Annotated in this window: 15 protein-coding genes and 1 other RNA gene; 1 reads left to right on the top strand and 15 read right to left on the bottom strand. The window is 62.5% G+C overall.

What is annotated here, in order from left to right; genetic code table 11:
• Positions 1–75 precede the first annotated feature (75 nt).
• From J7G73_RS06640 to gdhA, 5 genes are all read right to left on the bottom strand, one after another.
• Positions 76–1,332, bottom strand: coding sequence for a peptidoglycan DD-metalloendopeptidase family protein (locus J7G73_RS06640; RefSeq protein WP_291245693.1), 1,257 nt, complete (start codon positions 1,330–1,332; stop codon positions 76–78).
• Entirely contained in the window at positions 1,272–1,853 is a 582-nt protein-coding gene (locus tag J7G73_RS06635; protein WP_291245692.1) for a hypothetical protein, read from the bottom strand. Before J7G73_RS06635 ends, J7G73_RS06640 begins: the two co-directional genes overlap by 61 nt.
• A 139-nt stretch (positions 1,854–1,992) precedes the next feature.
• The gene (locus tag J7G73_RS06630; protein WP_291245691.1) at positions 1,993–3,789 is read right to left on the bottom strand and encodes a peptidoglycan DD-metalloendopeptidase family protein; all 1,797 of its coding nucleotides are present in this window, start codon (positions 3,787–3,789) and stop codon (positions 1,993–1,995) included.
• A 166-nt stretch (positions 3,790–3,955) separates the two neighbouring features.
• Entirely contained in the window at positions 3,956–4,816 is an 861-nt protein-coding gene (locus tag J7G73_RS06625) for an RluA family pseudouridine synthase (protein ID WP_291245690.1), read from the bottom strand.
• Between the two features lie 118 nt (positions 4,817–4,934).
• Complete coding sequence (gene gdhA / locus J7G73_RS06620) at positions 4,935–6,284, bottom strand: NADP-specific glutamate dehydrogenase (RefSeq protein ID WP_291245689.1); 1,350 nt, start codon at positions 6,282–6,284, stop codon at positions 4,935–4,937.
• A 301-nt stretch (positions 6,285–6,585) separates the two neighbouring features.
• Between gdhA and rnpB the strand changes: the two genes are divergently transcribed.
• Positions 6,586–6,923, top strand: an RNA gene (rnpB, locus tag J7G73_RS06615) — RNase P RNA component class A.
• 50 nt (positions 6,924–6,973) lie between these two features.
• Here the strand turns inward: rnpB and J7G73_RS06610 are convergent.
• From J7G73_RS06610 to ftsH, 10 genes are all read right to left on the bottom strand, one after another.
• On the bottom strand, positions 6,974–7,228 hold the full coding sequence (locus J7G73_RS06610; protein ID WP_270912898.1) for a pro-sigmaK processing inhibitor BofA family protein: 255 nt from the start codon (positions 7,226–7,228) through the stop codon (positions 6,974–6,976).
• Positions 7,225–7,509 carry a hypothetical protein gene (locus J7G73_RS06605; protein ID WP_291245688.1) on the bottom strand — a complete coding sequence of 95 codons (285 nt, stop codon included), beginning with the start codon at positions 7,507–7,509 and terminating at the stop codon, positions 7,225–7,227. Before J7G73_RS06605 ends, J7G73_RS06610 begins: the two co-directional genes overlap by 4 nt.
• Positions 7,510–7,642: 133 nt before the next feature.
• Positions 7,643–8,320 carry a cyclic nucleotide-binding domain-containing protein gene (locus tag J7G73_RS06600; protein WP_087295028.1) on the bottom strand — a complete coding sequence of 226 codons (678 nt, stop codon included), beginning with the start codon at positions 8,318–8,320 and terminating at the stop codon, positions 7,643–7,645.
• A gap of 9 nt (positions 8,321–8,329) precedes the next feature.
• A complete protein-coding gene (locus tag J7G73_RS06595; protein ID WP_291245687.1) occupies positions 8,330–9,499 on the bottom strand; it encodes an MFS transporter in 1,170 nt (389 codons plus the stop codon).
• A gap of 138 nt (positions 9,500–9,637) precedes the next feature.
• On the bottom strand, positions 9,638–11,734 hold the full coding sequence (gene rnr, locus J7G73_RS06590; RefSeq protein WP_291245686.1) for a ribonuclease R: 2,097 nt from the start codon (positions 11,732–11,734) through the stop codon (positions 9,638–9,640).
• Positions 11,735–11,825: 91 nt separating this feature from the next.
• A complete protein-coding gene (secG, locus tag J7G73_RS06585) occupies positions 11,826–12,077 on the bottom strand; it encodes a preprotein translocase subunit SecG (RefSeq protein WP_058967158.1) in 252 nt (83 codons plus the stop codon).
• A 146-nt stretch (positions 12,078–12,223) separates the two neighbouring features.
• Complete coding sequence (locus J7G73_RS06580; protein ID WP_291245685.1) at positions 12,224–14,473, bottom strand: DNA gyrase subunit A; 2,250 nt, start codon at positions 14,471–14,473, stop codon at positions 12,224–12,226.
• 18 nt (positions 14,474–14,491) lie between these two features.
• Positions 14,492–16,468, bottom strand: coding sequence for a toprim domain-containing protein (locus J7G73_RS06575; protein ID WP_291245684.1), 1,977 nt, complete (start codon positions 16,466–16,468; stop codon positions 14,492–14,494).
• Between the two features lie 374 nt (positions 16,469–16,842).
• On the bottom strand, positions 16,843–17,844 hold the full coding sequence (locus J7G73_RS06570; protein WP_291245683.1) for a hypothetical protein: 1,002 nt from the start codon (positions 17,842–17,844) through the stop codon (positions 16,843–16,845).
• Between the two features lie 21 nt (positions 17,845–17,865).
• A partial coding sequence (ftsH, locus tag J7G73_RS06565) for an ATP-dependent zinc metalloprotease FtsH (protein WP_291245682.1) occupies positions 17,866–19,754 on the bottom strand: 1,889 nt, incomplete at its 5' end.

The raw sequence follows: 19,754 nt of genomic DNA, 5'->3' as shown, positions 1-19,754 counted from the left end.
AAAGTCCGAGGTTAATCATAGCAGTTTTTTCGGCTTAGCGCAAGCCTTTTTGCGGGTTTTCAACCGGTTTTCCACTTATTTGTAGGGGAACCACTCGCGGGCGGAGCGGCGCACGCCGTTCACATACACCTCAAAGTGGCAGTGGTTACCGGTGGAATTACCGGTGGAGCCCACATAGGCGATCACATCGCCCTGGCTTACCGCCTGGCCCACATGCACGTTCAACCGGCTGGCATGGGCGTACAGGGTCTGGTAGCCGTTGCCATGGTTGATAATGACATAGTTGCCGTAGCTGTAATGATAGCCGGCGGTGGTCACCACGCCGCTGTCCGCTGCGTAGATGGGCGTGCCGTAGGGGGCACAGATATCCGCGCCCTTATGGTAGCTGCTCATCCAGCGGCTCACGTAGCTATAACCGGGCACCGGCCACATGAGGCTGCCGCTGCCGGTGCTGGCCAGGTCGCCGTTGGCCAGCTTCTTGCCCTTGGCGATGATCTTGGTCACCGGCTCCTGCAGCACCACCCGGTCGATGATGGTGGTCTCGCTGGGGGTGGAGGAATCGCCGTAGAACACCTGCTGCTGGGTCACCTCAGCCAGGCCCTCCGCACCATCCTGAATGATCTTGGTGGAACCGAAGGCCAGCTCGTTGTCCTCCTGCTCCTCGGTGCTGTAGGGGATGGTCTCCTGATAGGTGCTGATGAGGGTGCGCTTCACCTGCAGATAGGGCATGGCCTGGCTGATGGTCAGCTGCCCGCCCACCGGGAAGCCACTGCTCGAATTAAAATCAAACTGCGGATTCTGGGCCTGCAGCTGATCCACGCTGATGCCAAAGCTGCCCGCCACGGTCCAGGGGGTGTCACCCGACTGAATGGTGTAGTAGACGGCTCCCTGCTCTTCCCCGTGGAACTTCTCGATGATCTGCTCCACCGGTACGATGGTATCGGTAAAATAGTTCGGATTGTCCGGGTCCTCATAGGGGGCCGTCATGCTGTCCAGGTCCGCCTGCAGCACATCGCCCTCGGTGGTCACCGCCACCAGCTCATCGTTCACGTAAACACCGGTGGCGTTCTGGATCTCGTCGCTTGAGCTTTCCAGAATGGCGGCCGCCATCTGGTTTTCGTCCATCACATCCTCGCCCACGGCGATCTGGTAGGAGGGCTCTACGGTCCAGCCTTCCCGGTCGGTGCCCGCGTAGTTGATACGCTGGGCCACCTCTTCCTTGGCGGAGTCGAACACCTGCTCGGTCTGCACGTAGCCCACCACGCTGCCGTTCACTTCCACCGCCAGAACATAGTTGTATTCCAGCACGGTATGTACCGTATAACCAAACACCGCAGTGCCGCTACCGGCAGCACATAGGCCACCGCACGCCCCAGCAGCGGGAAATATTTGTGTACGCCGGAAACAAAGTAGCGCAGGCCCTCCTTGGCCGCGTGGGCCGTGCCCGCCTGCTTTTCCTCCTGCACCCGGGCGCGGATGTTCTTCGCGCCGTTTGCCATGCGGGCAAAGGGTGCCGTCAGATCCTGCGCGCCGGTTTTCAGCGCGCCCTTGACCAGGCCTGCCACCCGGCCCCAGATCCAGGCAATACGCTCGCCCGCCTTCCGGATGCAGTTCCATGCGAAACGCACCATCCGCCGGGCGGTATATTCGCCCCAAAAGCCTACGTTATATAAAAACTGCCCCAGCACCGCTGTTTCCGGGTGCCGTTTGGCCCGCTCGATCCAGGGGCCAGCCTTCTGCAGGATTTTCTGTTTGATCGCTTCCCATCTGCCCGGGCCTTTGCCGGGAGAGGGGGAGCCGGTCTGCTGCTCTTGTTGGTTGTTCTTTTCTTCCGTTTCCGGGGTCTTTTCCAAAATCGCCAGCCTGACCGCCCTCCTTCCTTGCTTTTATACATCCCCCATTATAGCGCGAAAAGGGGCAAAAGGGCAAGGATTTGGCAGTTTTTTTCACACTCCTTTCAAATCCGGTGGAAAAATACAAGCAAAAAGACAATCACTTATTGGGGAAAAAGTCCCGTGGCTGCTGGCGTGCACCGTTCCGCTTGATCTCGAAATGGCAATGATATCCAAAGGAATTTCCGGTATTGCCCACATAGGCAATCACCTGGCCCTGGGTCACGGTCTGCCCGGCCCGTACCGCCAGGCGGGTGGCATGAGCATACAGCGTTTCATACCCATTTCCATGGCTGATGACCACATAGTTGCCGTAGCTGGGGTGATACCCGGCAATCCTCACCAATCCCCCGGCCGCGGCCAGAATGTCGGTGCCTGCTGCCGCCCGGATATCCACGCCGCCGTGAATCTGGCCGCTGGAGCCGATCATCCACCGGCTGATGCCCCGGTAAGCGGGCACCGGCCAGATCAGGGTGCTGCCGTCGGAAAGATAGGCAATGTTTTCCGCCGGGACGTACTGGCCCATGGCCACGATCCGGGTCACCGGCTCTTGCACCACCACCCGATCGATGACTGTGGTTTCGCTGGGGGTGGAGGAATCGCCGTAGAACACCTGCTGCTGGGTGATCTCGGCCACGCCCTCGGCCCCCTCCTGCACCACCTGCACGGTGCCCATGGGCAGGGTGGAGTCCTGCTGCTCTTCGGTGTCGTAGGGAATGGCTTCCTGATAGGTGCTGATGAGGGTGCGCTTCACCTGCAGATAGGGCATGGCCTGACTGATGGTCAGCTGGCCGCCCACCGGGAAGCCTGAATTGGAGTTGAAATCATAGTCCGGGTTCTGAGCCTGCAGCTCGTCCACACGGATGCCGAAGCTGCCTGCCACAATCCACGGAGTGTCACCTGTCTGGATGGTGTAATACACAGCGCCCTGCTCTTCACCGTGCAGCCGCTGGATGATCTCTTCCACAGGCACGATGGTACTGGTGAAGTAGATGCTGTCCTCGCAGCGCACCTCCTTGTTGAAGGACACGGTCAGATTCGGGTTGTCCGGGTCCTCATAGGGGGCGGTCATGCTGCTCAGCTCCTGGCGCAGCCGGTCGCCCTCGGTGGTCACCGCCACCAGCTCCCCATTCACATACAGGCCGGTGGCGTTCTGAATTTCATTGCTGGAGCTTTGCAGAATGGCATCCGCCATCTGGTTTTCGTCCAGCACCTGCTCCCCCACCGCGATCTGGTAGGAGGGCTCCACGGTCCAGCTCTCCTCCCCCGCGCCCGCGTAGTTGATGCGCCGGGCCACCTCTTCCTTGGCGGAGTCGAACACCTGCTCGGTCTGCACATAGCCCACCACGCTGCCGTTCACTTCCACCGCCAGAACATAGTTGTATTCCAGCACCGTATGTACCGTATAGCCGAACACTGCCAGTGCCGCCACCGGCAGAACGTATGCCACCGCGCGGCCCAGCAGCGGGAAATATTTGTGTACGCCCAGGGCAAAATAGCGCAGACCCTCTTTGGCCGCATGGGCCGTGCCTGCCTGCTTTTCCTCCTTCACATGGGCGCGGATGTTCCTCGCGCCGTTTGCCATGCGGGCAAAGGGTGCCGTCAGGTCCTGCGCGCCGGTGTTCAGCGCGCCTTTGACCAGGCCTGCCGCCCGGCCCCAGACCCGAGCGCAGCGCCGCCCCAGAAGGCAGCAGGCCTTCCACCCTCCCCGTGCCAGCCGCCGGGCGGTGTATTCGCCCCAGAAGCCCACATCGTAGAGAAACTGCCCCAGCACCGCCGCGCCCTGGCTGAAACGAAACCGCTTTGCCAGACGGACCGCCTCCGCCCGCAGCCGGAGCCACCGCTCCCTGCCGTTTTTCTGCCCGTTGGGGGTCTTGTTTTCCACGCATTGTGCCATAAAAAAGCGTCCGCCGCCTTTCTTCTACAAAGTGTACAACATTATTATAGACAACTTGTAGAAGAAAACGCAACCGGCAGGCGGCCGTTTTCACAGGGTTTTCAAACTTTTGGCACAAGCAAAGGGCGGCACAGCCCCTCTGCGGGGGCGCGCCGCCCTTGTGATTTTATTCCAGCAGGCTCTGCATATCCGGCGGAAGCGGGCTTTCCACCACCACGGTTTTTGGGGTGCCCGGCTCGGTGAATTCCATCCGGGCGCAGTGCAGCGCCTGGCGGCCGATACGCTCCCGGCTGCCGCCGTACAGCTCATCCCCGGCTAGCGGGCAGCCGATGTGGGCAAAGTGCACCCGCAGCTGGTGGGTTCGGCCGGTAATGGGCACCGCCGCCACCAGACACAGGCCGTTTTTCTCCTGCTCCACCTGATAACGGGTGTGGCTCGGCTTGCCCTCCGGGGCCACCTGCCGCAGGATGATGCTCCCCGGCGCCCGGGCGATGGGTGCGTCGATCTGCCCCTCTTTCTGGGTCGGACAGCCCTCCAGCACCGCCCGATACACCTTGCTCACCCCTTTGGCCAGCAGCGGCGCGGCATAGGCGTTTTTGGCGCAGAGCACGAGGCCGGAGGTGTCCTTATCAATGCGGTTCACCGGCCGGAACACGCCCTGCTGGCCCCGCTGACGCAGCAGGCCCATATAGGCGTTGGCCAGGGTGCCGTCCGCATAATTCAGGGTGGGATGCACCGCCATGCCCGCCGGCTTTTCCAGCACCATCACGTGCTGGCTCTCGTAGACGATGGTCAGCGGAATGTCCTGCGGTTCCACGGTGGTGGGCTTTTCCGGCGGAAGGACAAAGGTGACCATCTGCCCGGCGTGCACCGTGTCACAGGTTCGGGCGGGGCCGTCCTCCACCCAGAAGCCGCCGGTCTCATTTTTCACCGCTTTGATCAGCGTAGCCGACACGCCGCTGGCCCGCAGAAAATCCCGCAGACAGCCGCCCTCAAAGCGGGGCGGAACAATAAAGCTCAGTTCCATGGGGTCGTTTCCCTCTTTCGTTGGTTTTGCTGTTGTACTGGCATTATAGCATTTTCCCCCGCCGGCGGGCAAACAAAAAGGGGCACCCGAGCGGGGTGCCCCAAAGAAAATGCGATGATTAGTAGGCGATGCCCTGAGCGATCATGCTGTCGGCCACCTTGATGAAGCCGGCCACGTTGGCGCCCACCATCAGGTTGCCGGGAGCGTCGCAGGCAACGGAAGCATCGTAGGCAGCGTGGAAAATGCCCTTCATGATGCCCTTCAGGCGCTCGTCCACTTCCTCGAAGGTCCAGGACAGGCGCAGGCTGTTCTGGCTCATCTCCAGGCCGCTGGTGGCAACGCCGCCGGCGTTGGCCGCCTTGGCGGGACCATACAGCACGTTGTTGGCCAGGAAGATCTCGATGGCCTCGGGAGTGCTGGGCATGTTGGCGCCTTCGCACACCACGGTGCAGCCGTTGGCAACCAGAGCCTTGGCGCTTTCGCCGTCCAGCTCATTCTGGGTGGCGCAGGGCAGAGCGATGTCACAGGGGATGGTCCAGATGCCCTTGCAGCCCTCGGTGAAGGTGGCGCTCTCCTTGGCGTTGGCGTACTCCACGATGCGGGCACGGCGAACCTCCTTGATGTCCTTCATCAGGTCCAGATCGATGCCGTTGGGATCGTACACATAGCCGGTGGAATCGCTCATGGCGACTACCTTGGCGCCTAGCTCGGTGGCCTTCTGGCAGGCGTAGATGGCCACGTTGCCGCTGCCGCTCACCACAACGGTCTTGCCCTCAAAGCTGTCGGACCGCATGCACTGCAGGGCTTCCTGGGTGAAGTAGCACAGGCCGTAGCCGGTGGCCTCGGTGCGGGCCAGGCTGCCGCCCCAGTTCAGGCCCTTGCCGGTGAGCACGCCGGTGAACTCGTTACGCAGGCGCTTGTACTGGCCGTACATGTAGCCGATCTCACGGGCGCCCACGCCGATGTCGCCGGCGGGAACGTCGGTGAACTGACCGATGTGCTTGCTCAGCTCGGTCATGAAGCTCTGGCAGAAACGCATGATCTCGGCATCGCTCTTGCCCTTGGGGTCGAAGTCGGAGCCGCCCTTGCCGCCGCCCATGGGCAGGCCGGTCAGGCTGTTCTTGAAGATCTGCTCGAAGCCCAGGAACTTGATGACAGATGCGTTCACGCTGGGATGCAGGCGCAGGCCGCCCTTGTAGGGGCCGATGGCGCTGTTAAACTGAACGCGGAAACCGCGGTTCACCTGGACCTTACCGGCGTCGTCCACCCAGGAAACGCGGAACTGGATGAAGCGCTCAGGCTCCACCAGGCGCTCCAGAACGCCGTTCTTCTCATATTCCGGGTGCTTTTCCACCAGGGTCTGCAGGCTTTCCAGAACCTCGCGAACGGCCTGCAGGAACTCAGGCTCGTTGGGGTTGCGGGCTTCCACCTGTGCATATACACGGGCCAGGTAATCGTTTTTGAACATAACGTACTTCCCCTTTCAAACGATCATCATTGATAGGCAGCGGATCGGAATCTATCGCCTATGGCGCACAGGGCCCAAAGCCCTGCTTCACTGCTATGCATTTTATTATAAAACCGTATTAAAGTGTTTGCAAGAAAAAACTTTTCCCGGCAAAGCAGTTTTTTCGGGCGCCTCGGCCAATATTTTTTGTGCAAATTTACAAAACGCTTTGTCGAATCAGTCATACTTTTCCTAAAACGCCCGGGTTTTCGGCCCGGGCTTGCGCCGGGCGGCGTTGTGTGATACAATATGGAACGGAAAACGAGTGGAACATACGGCAGCGGGGCGGCATTGCGTTCGCTCTGAGGAAAGTCCGGGCTTCACAGGGGAATGGTAACTGCTAACGGCAGCCGGGGGCGACCCCAGGGATAGTGCAACAGAAAGAAACCGCCGCGTTTTGCGGTAAGGATGGAAAGGCGAGGTAAGAGCTCACCAGCGCACTGGCGACTTTGCGGCTATGTAAACCCTACCAGAAGCAACACCCGTATGGGGCATACAGCGCTCCCCGCGCGCCCCGGAGGTGGCATGAACCCTGCGGCAACGCAGGGTCTAGACAGATTGCCGTTTAATACAGAACCCGGCTTACGGTCCGGTCGTTTTCTATCAAAAAGGGCGTGTTTCCCAAACGGGAAACACGCCCTTTTTGATGTTCAGAGCCCCAAAAGCAGATCCAGCAGCAGCAGGGTGATGACCCCCGGCGCGCCCAGCACCACCGCCATGAAGCTGGTGGCCCAATTCAGCGCCAGGCTCACGCCGGTGACCGGCGCCAGCAGATTCACCGCCCCCAGCGCCCCCATTCCGGTGAGCGCCGCACTCAGCGCCGTGCGCAGCGGGCGGCGGCTGCGCCCCGCGGCCAGCCCCACCGCCACCAGCAGCACGGCTGCTCCCAGGGCCAGCGCCGTCACAGAATGGCCCGCAGCCCCTGGGCCCGGGCCTTGCGCTGGTAGTAGCGGTAGCGGCTTTGAATGGCCTGATACTCATAGATCAGCGCGTCGATCAGCTCCGGCTCGGTCTCCAGATCAAAGCACATCTGGTTCTGGCGCATCTGCCAGAGGCAGCGGCGCAGCTGCTCCTCCAAAGGCAGCACCTGGCAGGCCTCCCGGTCCAGCCGCTCCTGCCGGTCCGCGCTCAACGCGCGGGCCATCCGCTGCAGTGCAGGCGGCCGTTTGGCGGCGGCTTCCATCATTGCGATCCACTCCCTTCGAATCCTTCCTGTTTATGGATATGCTTCCAGTATGGCCCGGTAGACCCGGTTCGATTCTCTCTGCATGCAAAAAATAACCGCTCGCTTTGCAACACACAAAGCGAGCGGTTATTTTTTACTCTTTGGTGCGGGGAACGCTCCATTCCCCTTCCTCCTGCTGCCGGTCCAGCTCCAGCGGCTGCAGGATGCGGTAGCCGCCCCGGATCTTTTCCAGAATGCCCCGGGCGCACAGCTCGTTCATGGTGCGCAGAAGGTGCCGGTAGCTCACCCCAAGATATTCGGCGGTCTCAGTGAGGCGGCCGCTGAACACACCCTCTCGCTGGCTTCGTGCGATGTAGGCTCGCAGCCGGGTCTCCAGCGGAGCCAGGATGTTAAGGGTATCGTTCACCGCATTGCGGGCCACGATCTGGGCCAGCATGTGGGCCACCCGGTTCATAAACCGGATGTTCCCCCGCAGGCTGGCGGCGTATTTTTGCATGGGCAGCGCCACGCAGCGCACGGTGCTGTCCGCCTGAATGCTGGTGGTGACGGCCTCGCCGGTCATCAGCTCCACCTCCCCCACCAGAGTGCCGGGGCCGTTGTAGCAGAACAGCAGGGTCTTGTCCGCCGGGGTGACGGTACACACCTTCACCCTGCCCTCCACCACGAAGAGCAGCTCCTCCATGGGGCAGCCCTGACGGCAGAGGAAATCCCCCCGCCGGTATTGGCGCAGGCGGGCATCCGGGTAATCCTTCCGCTCCAGCCCAAAATCCTCCAGCTGCTTCCAGTATTGTTCCAGCCGGTTGTTTTCCATTCTTTTCCCTCACTTTTCCTGTGTGCCCTGCAGCGGGGCCTGAGGCTTGCGGCTGGCCAGCGCCGAGCCCAGCGCACAGGCAAGGCCCAGCACACCCGCGACCCGGAACACATCCGCCGGGCTCTCCCCCACAAAGCCCGCCAGAAAGCCGGTGATGTAGGGCGAGGCAAAATAGCCCACGTTCACCACCGTGAGCACCGCCGCGGTGACAGCGGCCAGGCGGCGGGGTCCCGCACAGCGGGAGAAGCCCAGCATCAGGTTGGGGCTGAACAGCCCCATGCCCAGAAACGCGCCCGCCACGCACAGCGCCGCGCCGGGCAGGCTGATCCACAGGCTGCCCGCCAGATACAGCGCGCCCAGAATGGCGAAGGCCCAGGTCATGGTAAAACGGCCGGTGCGGCGCTCGAACCAGGCAAAGCCGGTGGACATCAGCCCCGCCAGCACGCAGCCCACTGCACTGATCACACCGGTGAGGGCGGTATCGCCCAAACCGTAGCCCTCCACGTACAGGGAAAGATGGGTATTCACCATGTAAAAGAGCGCCGCGAAGGCAAAGCCCTCCACCGCCAGCCGAACCGCGCCGGACAGGCTGAACCAGTCGCCGTCCTCCCTGGGACCTTCCTCATGGTGGCTCTGCCGGGGCAGGAACAGCACCGCCAGCACCAGCGGCACCAGCACCGCCAGAAAGCACAGATACACGTTGTACCAGCCGCTGCGGGCCAGCACGCCGCCCACCAGAGTGGCCGCCACCCGGCCCAGCTGCAGCATACCGGTGACCATGCCCATCACCCGGCTGCGCTCCTCGCCTTCAAAGCCGTCGTTCACCAGCAGCGGATAGAGGGTGGCCTGCATGCCATAGGCCGCGCCCATGACCACACTGGCGGCGATCAGGGCGGGCAGATTTTCCCGCAGCACAAAGCTTGCAAGGCCCGAGCCGAAGAACACGGCCAGCGCCGTGATGGAAAGCTGGCGGCGGCTGAACCGCTTCTCCAGCCAGGGCTCGGCCACAATACCCGCGATGCCGGTCAGGTTGGGCAGGGCGAGCAGCAGCAGCACCGTATTCTGGGGCTGGTCCGGGAAGGCGGCCACCATGCCGGACACCGCCACCGACGGGATCATATACAACAGATTCACAAAACAGATGGCCCCGATGGCCACCTTCAAGGGGGTACGCTTCATCAATGCTTCTCCTTTTTTAGGGGTGGGACGGCAGTCGACCGCCGCGTATGCTTTATTTTACCACGGCCTCCACCCTGCTCTGCAAGGACATCCGTCACAGAAAACGGGCGGGCCTGTCTGGTCCGCCCGTGTTTGGGGTTACTCGGTTTCTTCCAGGGCAAAATCCACCCGACCCAGGGCCACGTCCGCCCGGTCCACCCGGACGCGGACCCGGTCGCCCAGGCTCCACGCACGGCCGCTCACCGGGTCCTTCAAACGCATGGATTCGATCAGCTGGGGCTCGCCCTTGCAGATGCTCTCGGCGTGCACCAGACCCTCCACGGTGTTTTCCAGCTCCACATAGATGCCCTGGGGCGCCACGCCGCAGACCACGCCCTCGAACACCTCGCCCAGATGGGCATGCATGTATTCCGCCTTGTAGCAGGCCTCGGCGGACCGCTCCAGCTGCATGGCCGCCACCTCGCAGGTGCTGGACTGGGCGCTGGCCTCCCGGGCAAACCAGGTGTAGCGCCGGTTCAGCTCCTCCAGGCTGGTGCCGCCCAGCCAGTCGCTGAGGATGCGGTGGATGGCCAGGTCCGGATAGCGGCGGATGGGGCTGGTGAAGTGGGTGTAATCCTCCAGCGCCAGGCCGTAATGCCCCTTGGGCTCCGGCTCATAGCAGGCCTTGGCCATGGCCCGCAGCACGCCGGTGTGCACCACCGGCTGCAGGTCGGTGCCCCGGGTGGAATCCAGCAGAGCGGCCAGCTCCTTCTGGGTGGGCGCTTCGCCGGCAAAGTGATCCGGCAGGCCGCACACCCGCAGCATACCGGTCAGCCGCTCCACCCGCTCCGGGTTCGGGGCCTCGTGCACCCGGTATACAAAGGGCAGCTGGTTGCGGCGGGCCAGCTGGGCCGCGCACTGGTTGGCCAGCAGCATGAACTCCTCGATCATGCACTCGGTCACCCCGCGGCTGCGCCGCTGGATGTCCACGCAGCGGCCCTCCTCGTCCAGCACCAGCTTGGCCTCCTCGGTCTCCAGCTCGATGCCGCCCCGCTCCCGGTGCAGCTTGGCCCGCTGCTCGTAGAGCTTCTTCATCAGGGGCAGCTGGGGCCATACCTCCTCGTATTTTTCCACCAACTCGGGGGTCTCCTCTCCGGCCAGCAGCTGGTTCAGCTCGCTATAAACACCCTTGACCCGGCTGCGGATCACGGTCTTTTCAAACCGGAAGTCCCGCAGCTGGCCATCCTCGGTCAGCTGCATGATGCAGGAGAAGGCCAGCCGGTCCTCGCCCGGGTTCAGGCTGCACAGCCCGTTGGAGAGCTGACGGGGCAGCATGGGGATCACGCTGTCCGCGTAATAGATGGAGGTGCCCCGGCGCATGGCCTCCTTGTTCAGCTCGCTGCCCGGCTTTACGTAATGGCTCACATCCGCGATGTGCACCCCCAGCTCCCAGCCGTTTTCCACCGCCATCAGCGAGATGGCGTCGTCAATGTCCTTGGTGGAGGCGGCGTCGATGGTGAAGATGGGCCAGCTGCGCAGGTCGGTGCGCTTTTTCAGGTCCGAGGACTGGATGCCCTCCAGCCTGCGGGCCTCAGCCTTCACCTTTTCGGGGAAGTGCCGGTCCACACCGGCGGCGTACAGCAGCGCCTTGGCGCAGTTCTTGGCGGCCTGGGCACTGCCGAAGCGCAGCGCCACGCCCACCCGGTGGTCCTCATAGTCCTCGCCCCGGCTCAGCAGCTCCACCGCCGCCTTGTCGCCGTCCGACGCGCCGCCCGCGGCGCTCTTTTTCACCTGCAGGCGCACGAAGGGGCATTCATCCGGCAGCAGATACAGCCGCTCCTTCTCCTTCACAATGGTGCCCACAAAGTTTTTGCGGGGCTGCACCACTGCCAGGATCTCGCCCTCCCGGGAGCCGGGAACCCTGGGCTTGTCGAACAGCTTCACCAGCACCCGGTCGCCGGGCAGTGCACCGCACAGCGCCCGGCCGGGGATGAAGATATCGCCCTTCTGGTCGTTTTCCGGCGCGGCAAAGCCGAAGCTGGGCCCCAGCTTGACCAGCACGCACTCCAGCGTGCCTTCGGCCTTGGCATCCTTTGCCAGAAAATAGGCGCCGCTCTTCTGGCGGATCTTGCCTTTTTTCTGCAGTTCCTCCACCGTCTGCTGCACCTTTTTGTCGTTGCCCAGCTTGTCCTTCAATTCTTTGAGACGTCTGGGCTTTTTCTCCAGCTCCCGGAGGATTTTGGATCGAATGGACATGACATTTCCCTCCCTCTTGGCGGCCCTGCACCCCTCGTACCGGGCCATGGAAAGACAAAAAGGGCCCGCGCAATGCGGGCCCTCTTGCTTGTTAGTTCATGCTCATAACGCTCAGCACGCTGACCGCGATCATGACAACAAAGAAAACGATGCCCACGATCTTGGTGTACTTGGCGAGCTTCACGTCCTTGGCACGAGTACGGCCGGCTTCCATCATGCCGCCCTCGCCGGCGATGGCGCCGGACAGGCCGCGGCCCTTGGACTCCTGGGACAGGGTCAGAAATACGATCACGATGGCGGCCAGGATCAGCACGACACCGCTGATGATCTCGATAATACTCATAGTGTAAACGCTCCTCCGCTTTTTATACGCGCTAATATGCAAGTATGATGATACCACACAGCCCCGCAAAATGCAAGGGCAACGCCGCACAATTCGCGGCAAATGCCCGGATTTCTGCGGGCTTTTCCCGGGACAGCAGGCCGGTTTTACTGGCCCAGCTGCAGCTGCTCGGCCACATCCTCCTCCCGCACCAGAGCACCTGCGGCGGGCAGGCTGCGCACCCGGTACCGGTGGGGGTTGGCCAGCTCCAGCTCACCGGCGGGCTTGACCCATTCGATGTGCTGGTTCTTTTTCAGGGTGATCACCGCCACGCCCGCGGTGTCGCGGGTCTGCTTCTCGGCGATCTGGGTGGTGTGGGCCAGCAGCATCCGGCCGCCGCTGGTGCGAACGGCCAGCTCGGTCTCCTCGGGCAGCTGCACCATGCAGGCCAGCTGCTCCTTGTCGCTGTAGGCCTTAAGCAGCTTTTTCCGGTTCTGCTTGGTGGCGTAGCTGTTCATGGGGATCTTGGCGAATTTGCCGTTGGCGTAGGCAAACAGCATATAGCCCTTGTAATCCAGGGTGACCGCCATGTAGACCGGCAGCTCGCCCTCGTCCATGCCCAGGCTGGCCGCCACGAACTCGCCCATCACGCTGGCCTTGGTGTCGGCAAAATCCGCCGCGCGGCACTTGTACACCTGCCGCTGATCGGTGAAGAACAGCAGCCAGGCGTCGTTGCGGGTCTCGATCTGCTGTACCACCTCGTCGCCTTCCTTGAGCTTCTGCTCGCCGCTCATGCGCAGCGACTGGGGGGTGATTTTCTTGAAGTAGCCCTCCCGGGTGAAGAAGACGGTGACCGGGTAATCCGGCAGGCTCTCCTCCTCGGCGGCGGAATCCGCGGTCTCCACATCGTACAGAATCTGGCAGCGGCGGGGCTGACCGTATTTCTTGGCCACCGCGTTCAGCTCTTCGATGATGATGCGGCGGATCTTGGCCTCGGATTTCAGGATATCCTCCAGGCGGGCGATCTCGGCCTCCAGGTCAGCGATCTCCTGGGTGCGCTTGAGGATGTATTCCCGGTTCAGATGGCGCAGCTTGATCTCGGCCACGTACTCGGCCTGGGTCTCGTCGATGCCGAAGCCGATCATCAGGTTGGGCACCACCTCGGAATCCTCCTCGGTCTCCCGCACGATGCGGATAGCCTTGTCGATGTCCAGCAAAATGGCCTCCAGACCCTTCAAAAGGTGCAGGCGCTTCTGCTTGCCCTGCAGGTCGTGATAGGTGCGGCGGCGCACGCATTCCACCCGGAAGGCCACCCACTCGTTCAGGATCTGCCGCACGCCCAGCACACGGGGCTGGCCGCCGATGAGCAGGTTGAAGTTGCAGGCAAAGCTGTCCTCCAGAGGAGTGGTGCGGAACAGCTTCTGCATCAGCTTGTCCGGGTCCTGGCCGCGCTTCAGGTCAATGGTCAGCTTGAGGCCGTTCAGGTCGGTCTCGTCGCGCATGTCGCTGATTTCCTTGATCTTGCCGGTCTTCACCAGCTCGGCGATCTTGTCCATCACCGCCTCCACCGTGGTGGTGGGAGGAATGCGGGTGATTTCCAGCATGTTGCCGTCCTTCTCGTAACGGTACTGGGCGCGCACCCGCACGCTGCCGCGGCCGGTCTCGTAGATCTTGCGCAGCTCGGCCTCGTTGTACAGAATCTCACCGCCGCCCACAAAATCCGGGGCGGGCAGGGTGGCGAGCAGGTCGTGGTCCGGATGGCGCATCAGGGCCACGGTGGTCTCGCACAGCTCCGCCAGATTGAAGGAGCAGATGTTGGAGGCCATGCCCACGGCGATGCCCAGGGTGTTGTTGGCCAGAATGGTGGGGAAGGTCACCGGCAGCAGGGTGGGCTCGGTGGTGGTGCCGTCGTAGTTGGGCACAAAGTCCACGGTGTCCTTGTCAATGTCCCGGAACAGCTCCTCGCACACCGCCTCCAGCTTGGCTTCGGTGTATCGGCTGGCGGCGTAGGCCATGTCCCGGCTGTAGGCCTTGCCGAAGTTGCCCTTGGAATCCACAAAGGGCACCAGCAGGCTCTCGTTGCCCCGGCCCATGCGCACCATGGTCTCATAGATGGCCGCGTCGCCGTGGGGGTTCAGGTGCATGGTGCTGCCCACGATGTTGGCGCTCTTGGTACGGGCGCCCTTCAACAAGCCCATGCCGTACATGGTGTACAAAAGCTTTCGGTGGGCGGGCTTGAAGCCGTCGATCTCCGGCAGTGCGCGGGAAACAATAACGCTCATGGCGTAGGGCATGTAGTTCTTTTCCAGGGTCTCGGTGATGGGGCTCTGGATCACAACGCCCGCGTCCAGGATCTCCACGTTATCGCCCAGCTGGGGCCGGGCGGGGGTGGCGCGTTTGGTCTGTTTTTTTGCCATTGCTCTTCTCTCCTCCCCTTACGAAAGATCCAGGTCGTCCAGGTATTCCACGCCGTGCTGGGCGATGTGCTCCTTACGGCCGGCCAGGTTGTCGCCCAGCAGCAGGTCGAACACGGCGGCGGTGTGCTCCACATCCTCCGGGTTCACCTTGATCAGGCGGCGGCTCTCCGGGTTCATGGTGGTGAGCCACATCATTTCCGGGTCGTTCTCACCAAGACCCTTGGAGCGCTGAATGGTATACTTCTCCTTGCCGATGCGGGCAAGGATGTTTGCCTTTTCCGGCTCGGTGTAGGCAAAGTAGGTCTTGTTTTTGGTGTTGATCTCGTACAGCGGGCTTTCGGCAATGTACACATAGCCCTCGTTGATGAGGGTGGGGGTAAGCCGGTAGAGCATGGTCAGAATCAGGGTGCGGATCTGGTAACCGTCCACGTCGGCGTCAGTACAGATGACCACCTTGTTCCAGCGCAGGTTTTCCAGGTTGAAGGTGGCCAGGTCCTTTTTGGCCTTGCCGCCCAGCTCCACGCCGCAGCCCAGCACCTTGATCAGGTCGGTGATAACATCGGATTTGAAAATGCGGTCATAGTCCGCCTTCAGGCAGTTCAGAATCTTGCCGCGCACCGGCATGATGCCCTGGAACTCGGAGTCCCGGCTGGTCTTGACCGCGCCCATGGCGGAATCGCCCTCCACGATGTACAGCTCGCGGCGGCTCACATCCTTGGTGCGGCAGTCCACGAACTTCTGCACCCGGTTGGCGATGTCGATCTGACTGGTCATCGTCTTCTTGATGCTCTGGCGGGTCTTTTCCGCATGCTCGCGGCTCTGCTTGTTGATGAGCACCTGCTGGCAGATCTTCTGGGCCTCCTCCGGGTTCTCCAGGAAGTAGACCTCCAGATTGTGCTTCAGAAACTCGGTCATGGCCTGGGCCACGAACTTGTTGGTGATGGCCTTTTTGGTCTGGTTCTCGTAGCTGGTGCGGGTGGAGAAGGTGCTGGACACATACACCAGGCAGTCCTGTACATCGGCAAAGGTGATCTTGCTCTCGTTCTTCTTGTACAGGCCCTTGGTCTTTAAAAAGTTATCGATCTGGTTCACAAAGGCGGTGCGCACCGCACGGTCCGGGCTGCCGCCGTGCTCCAGCCAGCTGGAGTTGTGGTAGTATTCCAGCATCTGCACCTTGTTGGAGAAGCAGAAGGCGGCGCTCATCTTCACCCGGTAGTCCGGCTGGTCCTCCCGGTCCCGGCCGGTGGCGGTGGACTCGCAGTAGCGGGCGGGGGTGATGTAATCCAGACCCACGGTCTCGTTCACATAATCCTCAATGCCCTTTTCGTAGCGGAACTCGATGGTCTGCTTTTCCGGCCCGGTCTGGTCCACAAAGACAAGATCCAGGCCCGCGTTGACCACCGCCTGCCGCTTCATGGTGTCGGTGAAATATTCGGTGGGCACGTTCACGTCGGTGAACACCTGGGTGTCCGGCTTCCAGCGGATGATGCTGCCGGTGCGGCGGCCCTTGAAGGGCTCCTTGATCATCTCGCCCGCGGGCTCGCCCTGCTTGAAGTCCAGATGATAGTGGAAACCGTCCCGGTAAATGTCGGCGGTCATCCACTCGCTGGCGTACTGGGTGGCGCACAGGCCCAGACCGTTCAGGCCCAGGGAATACTCGTAGTTGTCCTCCCCGGCAGAGTACTTGCCGCCGGCGTACATCTCGCAGAACACCAGCTCCCAGTTGTAGCGCTGCTCCTTGGGGTTATAGTCCACCGGGATGCCCCGGCCAAAATCCTCCACCTGGATGCTGCCGTCCGCAAAGCGGGTGAGCAGGATCTTCTCGCCGTAGCCTTCGCGGGCCTCGTCGATGGAGTTGGAAAGGATCTCGAAGATGGAATGGGCACAGCCCTCCACGCCGTCCGAGCCAAAGATAACGGCAGGGCGTTTGCGCACCCGGTCCGCGCCCTTCAGGCTGGAAATACTGTCGTTGCCATATTCCTGTTTTTTGGCCAACCTGTTCTACCTCCTGTTGGTTTTGGGGGCTTCTTCCCCCCGTTTTCCCCCTCTGTCTGCGCCAGGGCAGGCCCTTGTGCACCGGGGATTTTCTCACGTTCTTGAATGCATACCATATTATTTAACCACGCCCCGGCGGAAAATGTCAAGGCGCGCGGAGTGCGGCGGGGCGCTCTGCCGGGCCGTTTGCGGGCCATCGGGTGGCGTTTTTCGAACTTTTCGGCCCTGCTTTTTCGGTTCTTGTCTGGGCGTTCCTCACCGATTGTTACCAGCCCGGCGCCCCACTGAACCTCTTCCACAGCGAAAAAAGGCCTTCCGCACTGCGGCCTGCAATGCGGAAGGTCTTTTTGTTTTGTGATGATTCAGCGCCCAAATCAGGCCAGCAGGAAGCCAATCAGAGCCACGATGGCACACAGCACGGCGGTGATGGGCGGGGCCCAGCGAATGATCTTTTCCGCGATCACATCCCGGGGGTCCATCTCCTCGTCCCCGTATTCCTCGTAGTCGTCCTGGTAGTCCTCCTCATAGCCGCCCTCATCCTCATAGGCATCCTGCTCACGGAAGCCCAGACGGGAAGCGGCATAGCGGCTGCGGTCCCGGTCATCGGCCAGGGTCATGTCCGAATCGTCCTCCTCGTCGGGATGCAGCGGAGGCACATCGTAGCTGGGGTCCGGCTGGTTGCGCAGCGGGGGCACCGCGCGGGTGGGCTCCTCCGGGCGAACCGGGGGTACCATGCGGGTGGGCTGTTCATCCGCCGCGGGCTGCTGGGCGGTCTGCGCCGCCTGCAGCATGCTGGACAGGGTGTTCTGCAGCAGGATGCGGTCGGAGCCGCACTCGCTGCACCACACGCCGCTCTCCTCACGGGGATGGAAGGCACCGCAGGCGCAGTACCAGCCCTGGTCCAGCACCTGGGGCACAAACTGCAGCCCCTCCTTGCCGGTGCGCTCGCTCAGCTTTCTGGCCAGGTCCTCCGGCAGCTTTTTGGGCGCGGGCAGGCGGGTACGCACATAGCCGGTCAGATCCAGCGCGTTGCCGTCGGCCAGATAAGCCCGGAGCAGGTCCACCTCAACACTGCCCACCGGGGCCTGGCTGATGTAGACCGCATCGTCCGAGCCGAAGACCTGACCGCCCGCGGCGTTCAGGCCCTGGTATTCAAACCGGTCCTGGCAGACCACGGTACCGGTGCGGTCCTTGCACTTGAACTCCACCAGCAGGCCGGTGACCGGCTGGCTGGAAATGTTTTTAAAGGACAGGCAGACCGCGATGTCGCCGCTCTGGTCGCCCTTCAGCAGCTCCACCTTCACAAACTGGATGGGGCTGCCCTTCGTGTAATAGTTGGCGCGGGATTGGGCCAAAAGGTCGAAATTCTCTTCCATAAGAGCGTTACTCCTTTCCTGTTACAGGGAGCCCTCGGGCTTTTCGCCCTGCTCCGGCAGAGGCTCGGCAGTCTCGGCGGTCTCGGCAGGCTGAGCGGGTTCGGCGGGTTCCGCAGGCTCAGCAGCCTGGGCAGGTTGAGCGGGCTGTGCCGGCTCAGCGGGTGCTGCGGCCGGGGCGGGCTGCTCGGCTTCGGGCAGGGTGCCGCCCTCCATCAGGGTCTTGAACTCCTCGCCGGACAGCTTCTCCCGTTTGATCAGCTCGGCGGCCACCACATGCAGCTTATCCATGTTGTCGCTCAGGATGCGGCGAGCTCTCTCGTAGGCTTCGTCCACGATGTCCCGGATCTCGCTGTCGATCTCGGCGGCGATGGAATCGGAATAGCCCTTGCCCTGGCTGAAATCACGGCCCAGGAAGGTCTCCTCCGGGTCGGAGCCATACACCACAGGGCCCAGACGCTCGGAGAAGCCGTAACGGGTGACCATGCTGCGGGCGGTCTGGGTGGCGCGCTCCAGGTCGTTGGAAGCGCCGGTGGAGATATCCTCCAGCACCAGGCTCTCGGCCACGCGGCCGCCCAGCAGGCTCACGATGCGCTCCTGCATGGCGGTCTTGGTCACGTAGCTGGCGTCCTTGTCGGGCAGGTACATGGTGTAGCCGCCCGCCTGGCCGCGGGGGATGATGCTGATCTGATGCACCGGGTCGTTGGTGGGGCAGAACCAGCTGGTGATGGCGTGGCCCGCCTCGTGGTACGCGGTGAGCTTCTTCTCCTTCTCGGTGACCACACGGCTCTTCTTCTCGGGGCCGGCCACCACCTTGATGGAGGCTTCCTCGATCTCCTTTTCCGTGATGGCCTTCTTGCCCCGGCGGGCAGCCAGCAGAGCCGCCTCGTTCACCAGGTTTTCCAGGTCCGCACCGGCGAAACCGGCGGTGGACTGGGCAATGGTCTTCAGGTTCACATCGGGAGCCAGAGGCTTCTTGCGGGTGTGTACCCGCAGGATCTCCTCACGGCCCTTCACATCCGGCAGGCCCACGTAGACCTGACGGTCGAACCGGCCGGGGCGCAGCAGGGCGTGGTCCAGGATGTCGGCCCGGTTGGTGGCCGCGATGACGATGACGCCCTCGTTGGCGCCGAAGCCGTCCATCTCCACCAGCATCTGGTTCAGGGTCTGCTCGCGCTCGTCGTGACCGCCGCCCAGACCGGTGCCGCGCTGGCGGCCCACTGCGTCGATCTCATCGATGAAGATGATGCTGGGCGCGGTCTTCTTGGCCTTGTCGAACAGGTCGCGCACACGGGAGGCACCCACGCCCACATACATCTCCACGAAATCGGAGCCGGAGATGGAGTAGAAGGGCACGCCTGCCTCGCCTGCGCAGGCGCGGGCCAGCAGGGTCTTACCGGTACCCGGAGGGCCCACCAGCAGCACGCCGTGGGGAATGCGGGCACCCAGGCTGTTGAACTGGCTGGGGTTTTTGAGGAACTGCACGATCTCTTCCAGCTCGGCCTTTTCCTCATCCGCACCGGCCACATCCGCAAAGGTGGTCTTGCGCTTGTCGTCGTTCTGGTCCTTCACCTTGGCACGGCCCACATTCATGATGTTGCCGCCCTGGTTGCCCTTGAACATCACGTAGAAAATGAAGATCATGCTGCCCACCATGACCACCATCATCATGATGTCCCAGATGGGCACGCTGCTCTTCACCGGGGTGTAGTCCTGATACATGGGCGCGTCCGAATGGGCCTCGTTGTAGGCCTGGACGTAGGGCTGCACCTCTTCGTAGAAAATGCTGAAATAGGGCACGCGGTATTCCACCTGCCAGATGCCCTCACCGCTGGGCAGCTGATCCACGGTCTCCTTTGCGCCGGTAGCGCTCTGGCTCTGGCTGCGGATCAGATCAAACATGCCGCCCTGGG

Source organism: Allofournierella sp. (genome assembly GCF_017889395.1).
In the GTDB taxonomy this organism is placed as follows: domain Bacteria; phylum Bacillota; class Clostridia; order Oscillospirales; family Ruminococcaceae; genus Allofournierella.
The sequence above is the reverse complement of the archived record's forward strand: the minus strand, read 5'-3'. Positions and strand labels throughout refer to the sequence as shown.

What these genes read in the sequence shown, in the direction of transcription:
- J7G73_RS06630 (WP_291245691.1), bottom strand. Translation starts at nt 3,789, where the DNA reads ATGGCACAATGCGTGGAAAACAAGACCCCCAACGGGCAGAAAAACGGC.
- J7G73_RS06625 (WP_291245690.1), bottom strand. Translation starts at nt 4,816, where the DNA reads ATGGAACTGAGCTTTATTGTTCCGCCCCGCTTTGAGGGCGGCTGTCTG.
- gdhA (WP_291245689.1), bottom strand. Translation starts at nt 6,284, where the DNA reads ATGTTCAAAAACGATTACCTGGCCCGTGTATATGCACAGGTGGAAGCC.
- J7G73_RS06605 (WP_291245688.1), bottom strand. Translation starts at nt 7,509, where the DNA reads ATGATGGAAGCCGCCGCCAAACGGCCGCCTGCACTGCAGCGGATGGCC.
- J7G73_RS06600 (WP_087295028.1), bottom strand. Translation starts at nt 8,320, where the DNA reads ATGGAAAACAACCGGCTGGAACAATACTGGAAGCAGCTGGAGGATTTT.
- J7G73_RS06595 (WP_291245687.1), bottom strand. Translation starts at nt 9,499, where the DNA reads ATGAAGCGTACCCCCTTGAAGGTGGCCATCGGGGCCATCTGTTTTGTG.
- rnr (WP_291245686.1), bottom strand. Translation starts at nt 11,734, where the DNA reads ATGTCCATTCGATCCAAAATCCTCCGGGAGCTGGAGAAAAAGCCCAGA.
- secG (WP_058967158.1), bottom strand. Translation starts at nt 12,077, where the DNA reads ATGAGTATTATCGAGATCATCAGCGGTGTCGTGCTGATCCTGGCCGCC.
- J7G73_RS06580 (WP_291245685.1), bottom strand. Translation starts at nt 14,473, where the DNA reads ATGGCAAAAAAACAGACCAAACGCGCCACCCCCGCCCGGCCCCAGCTG.
- J7G73_RS06570 (WP_291245683.1), bottom strand. Translation starts at nt 17,844, where the DNA reads ATGGAAGAGAATTTCGACCTTTTGGCCCAATCCCGCGCCAACTATTAC.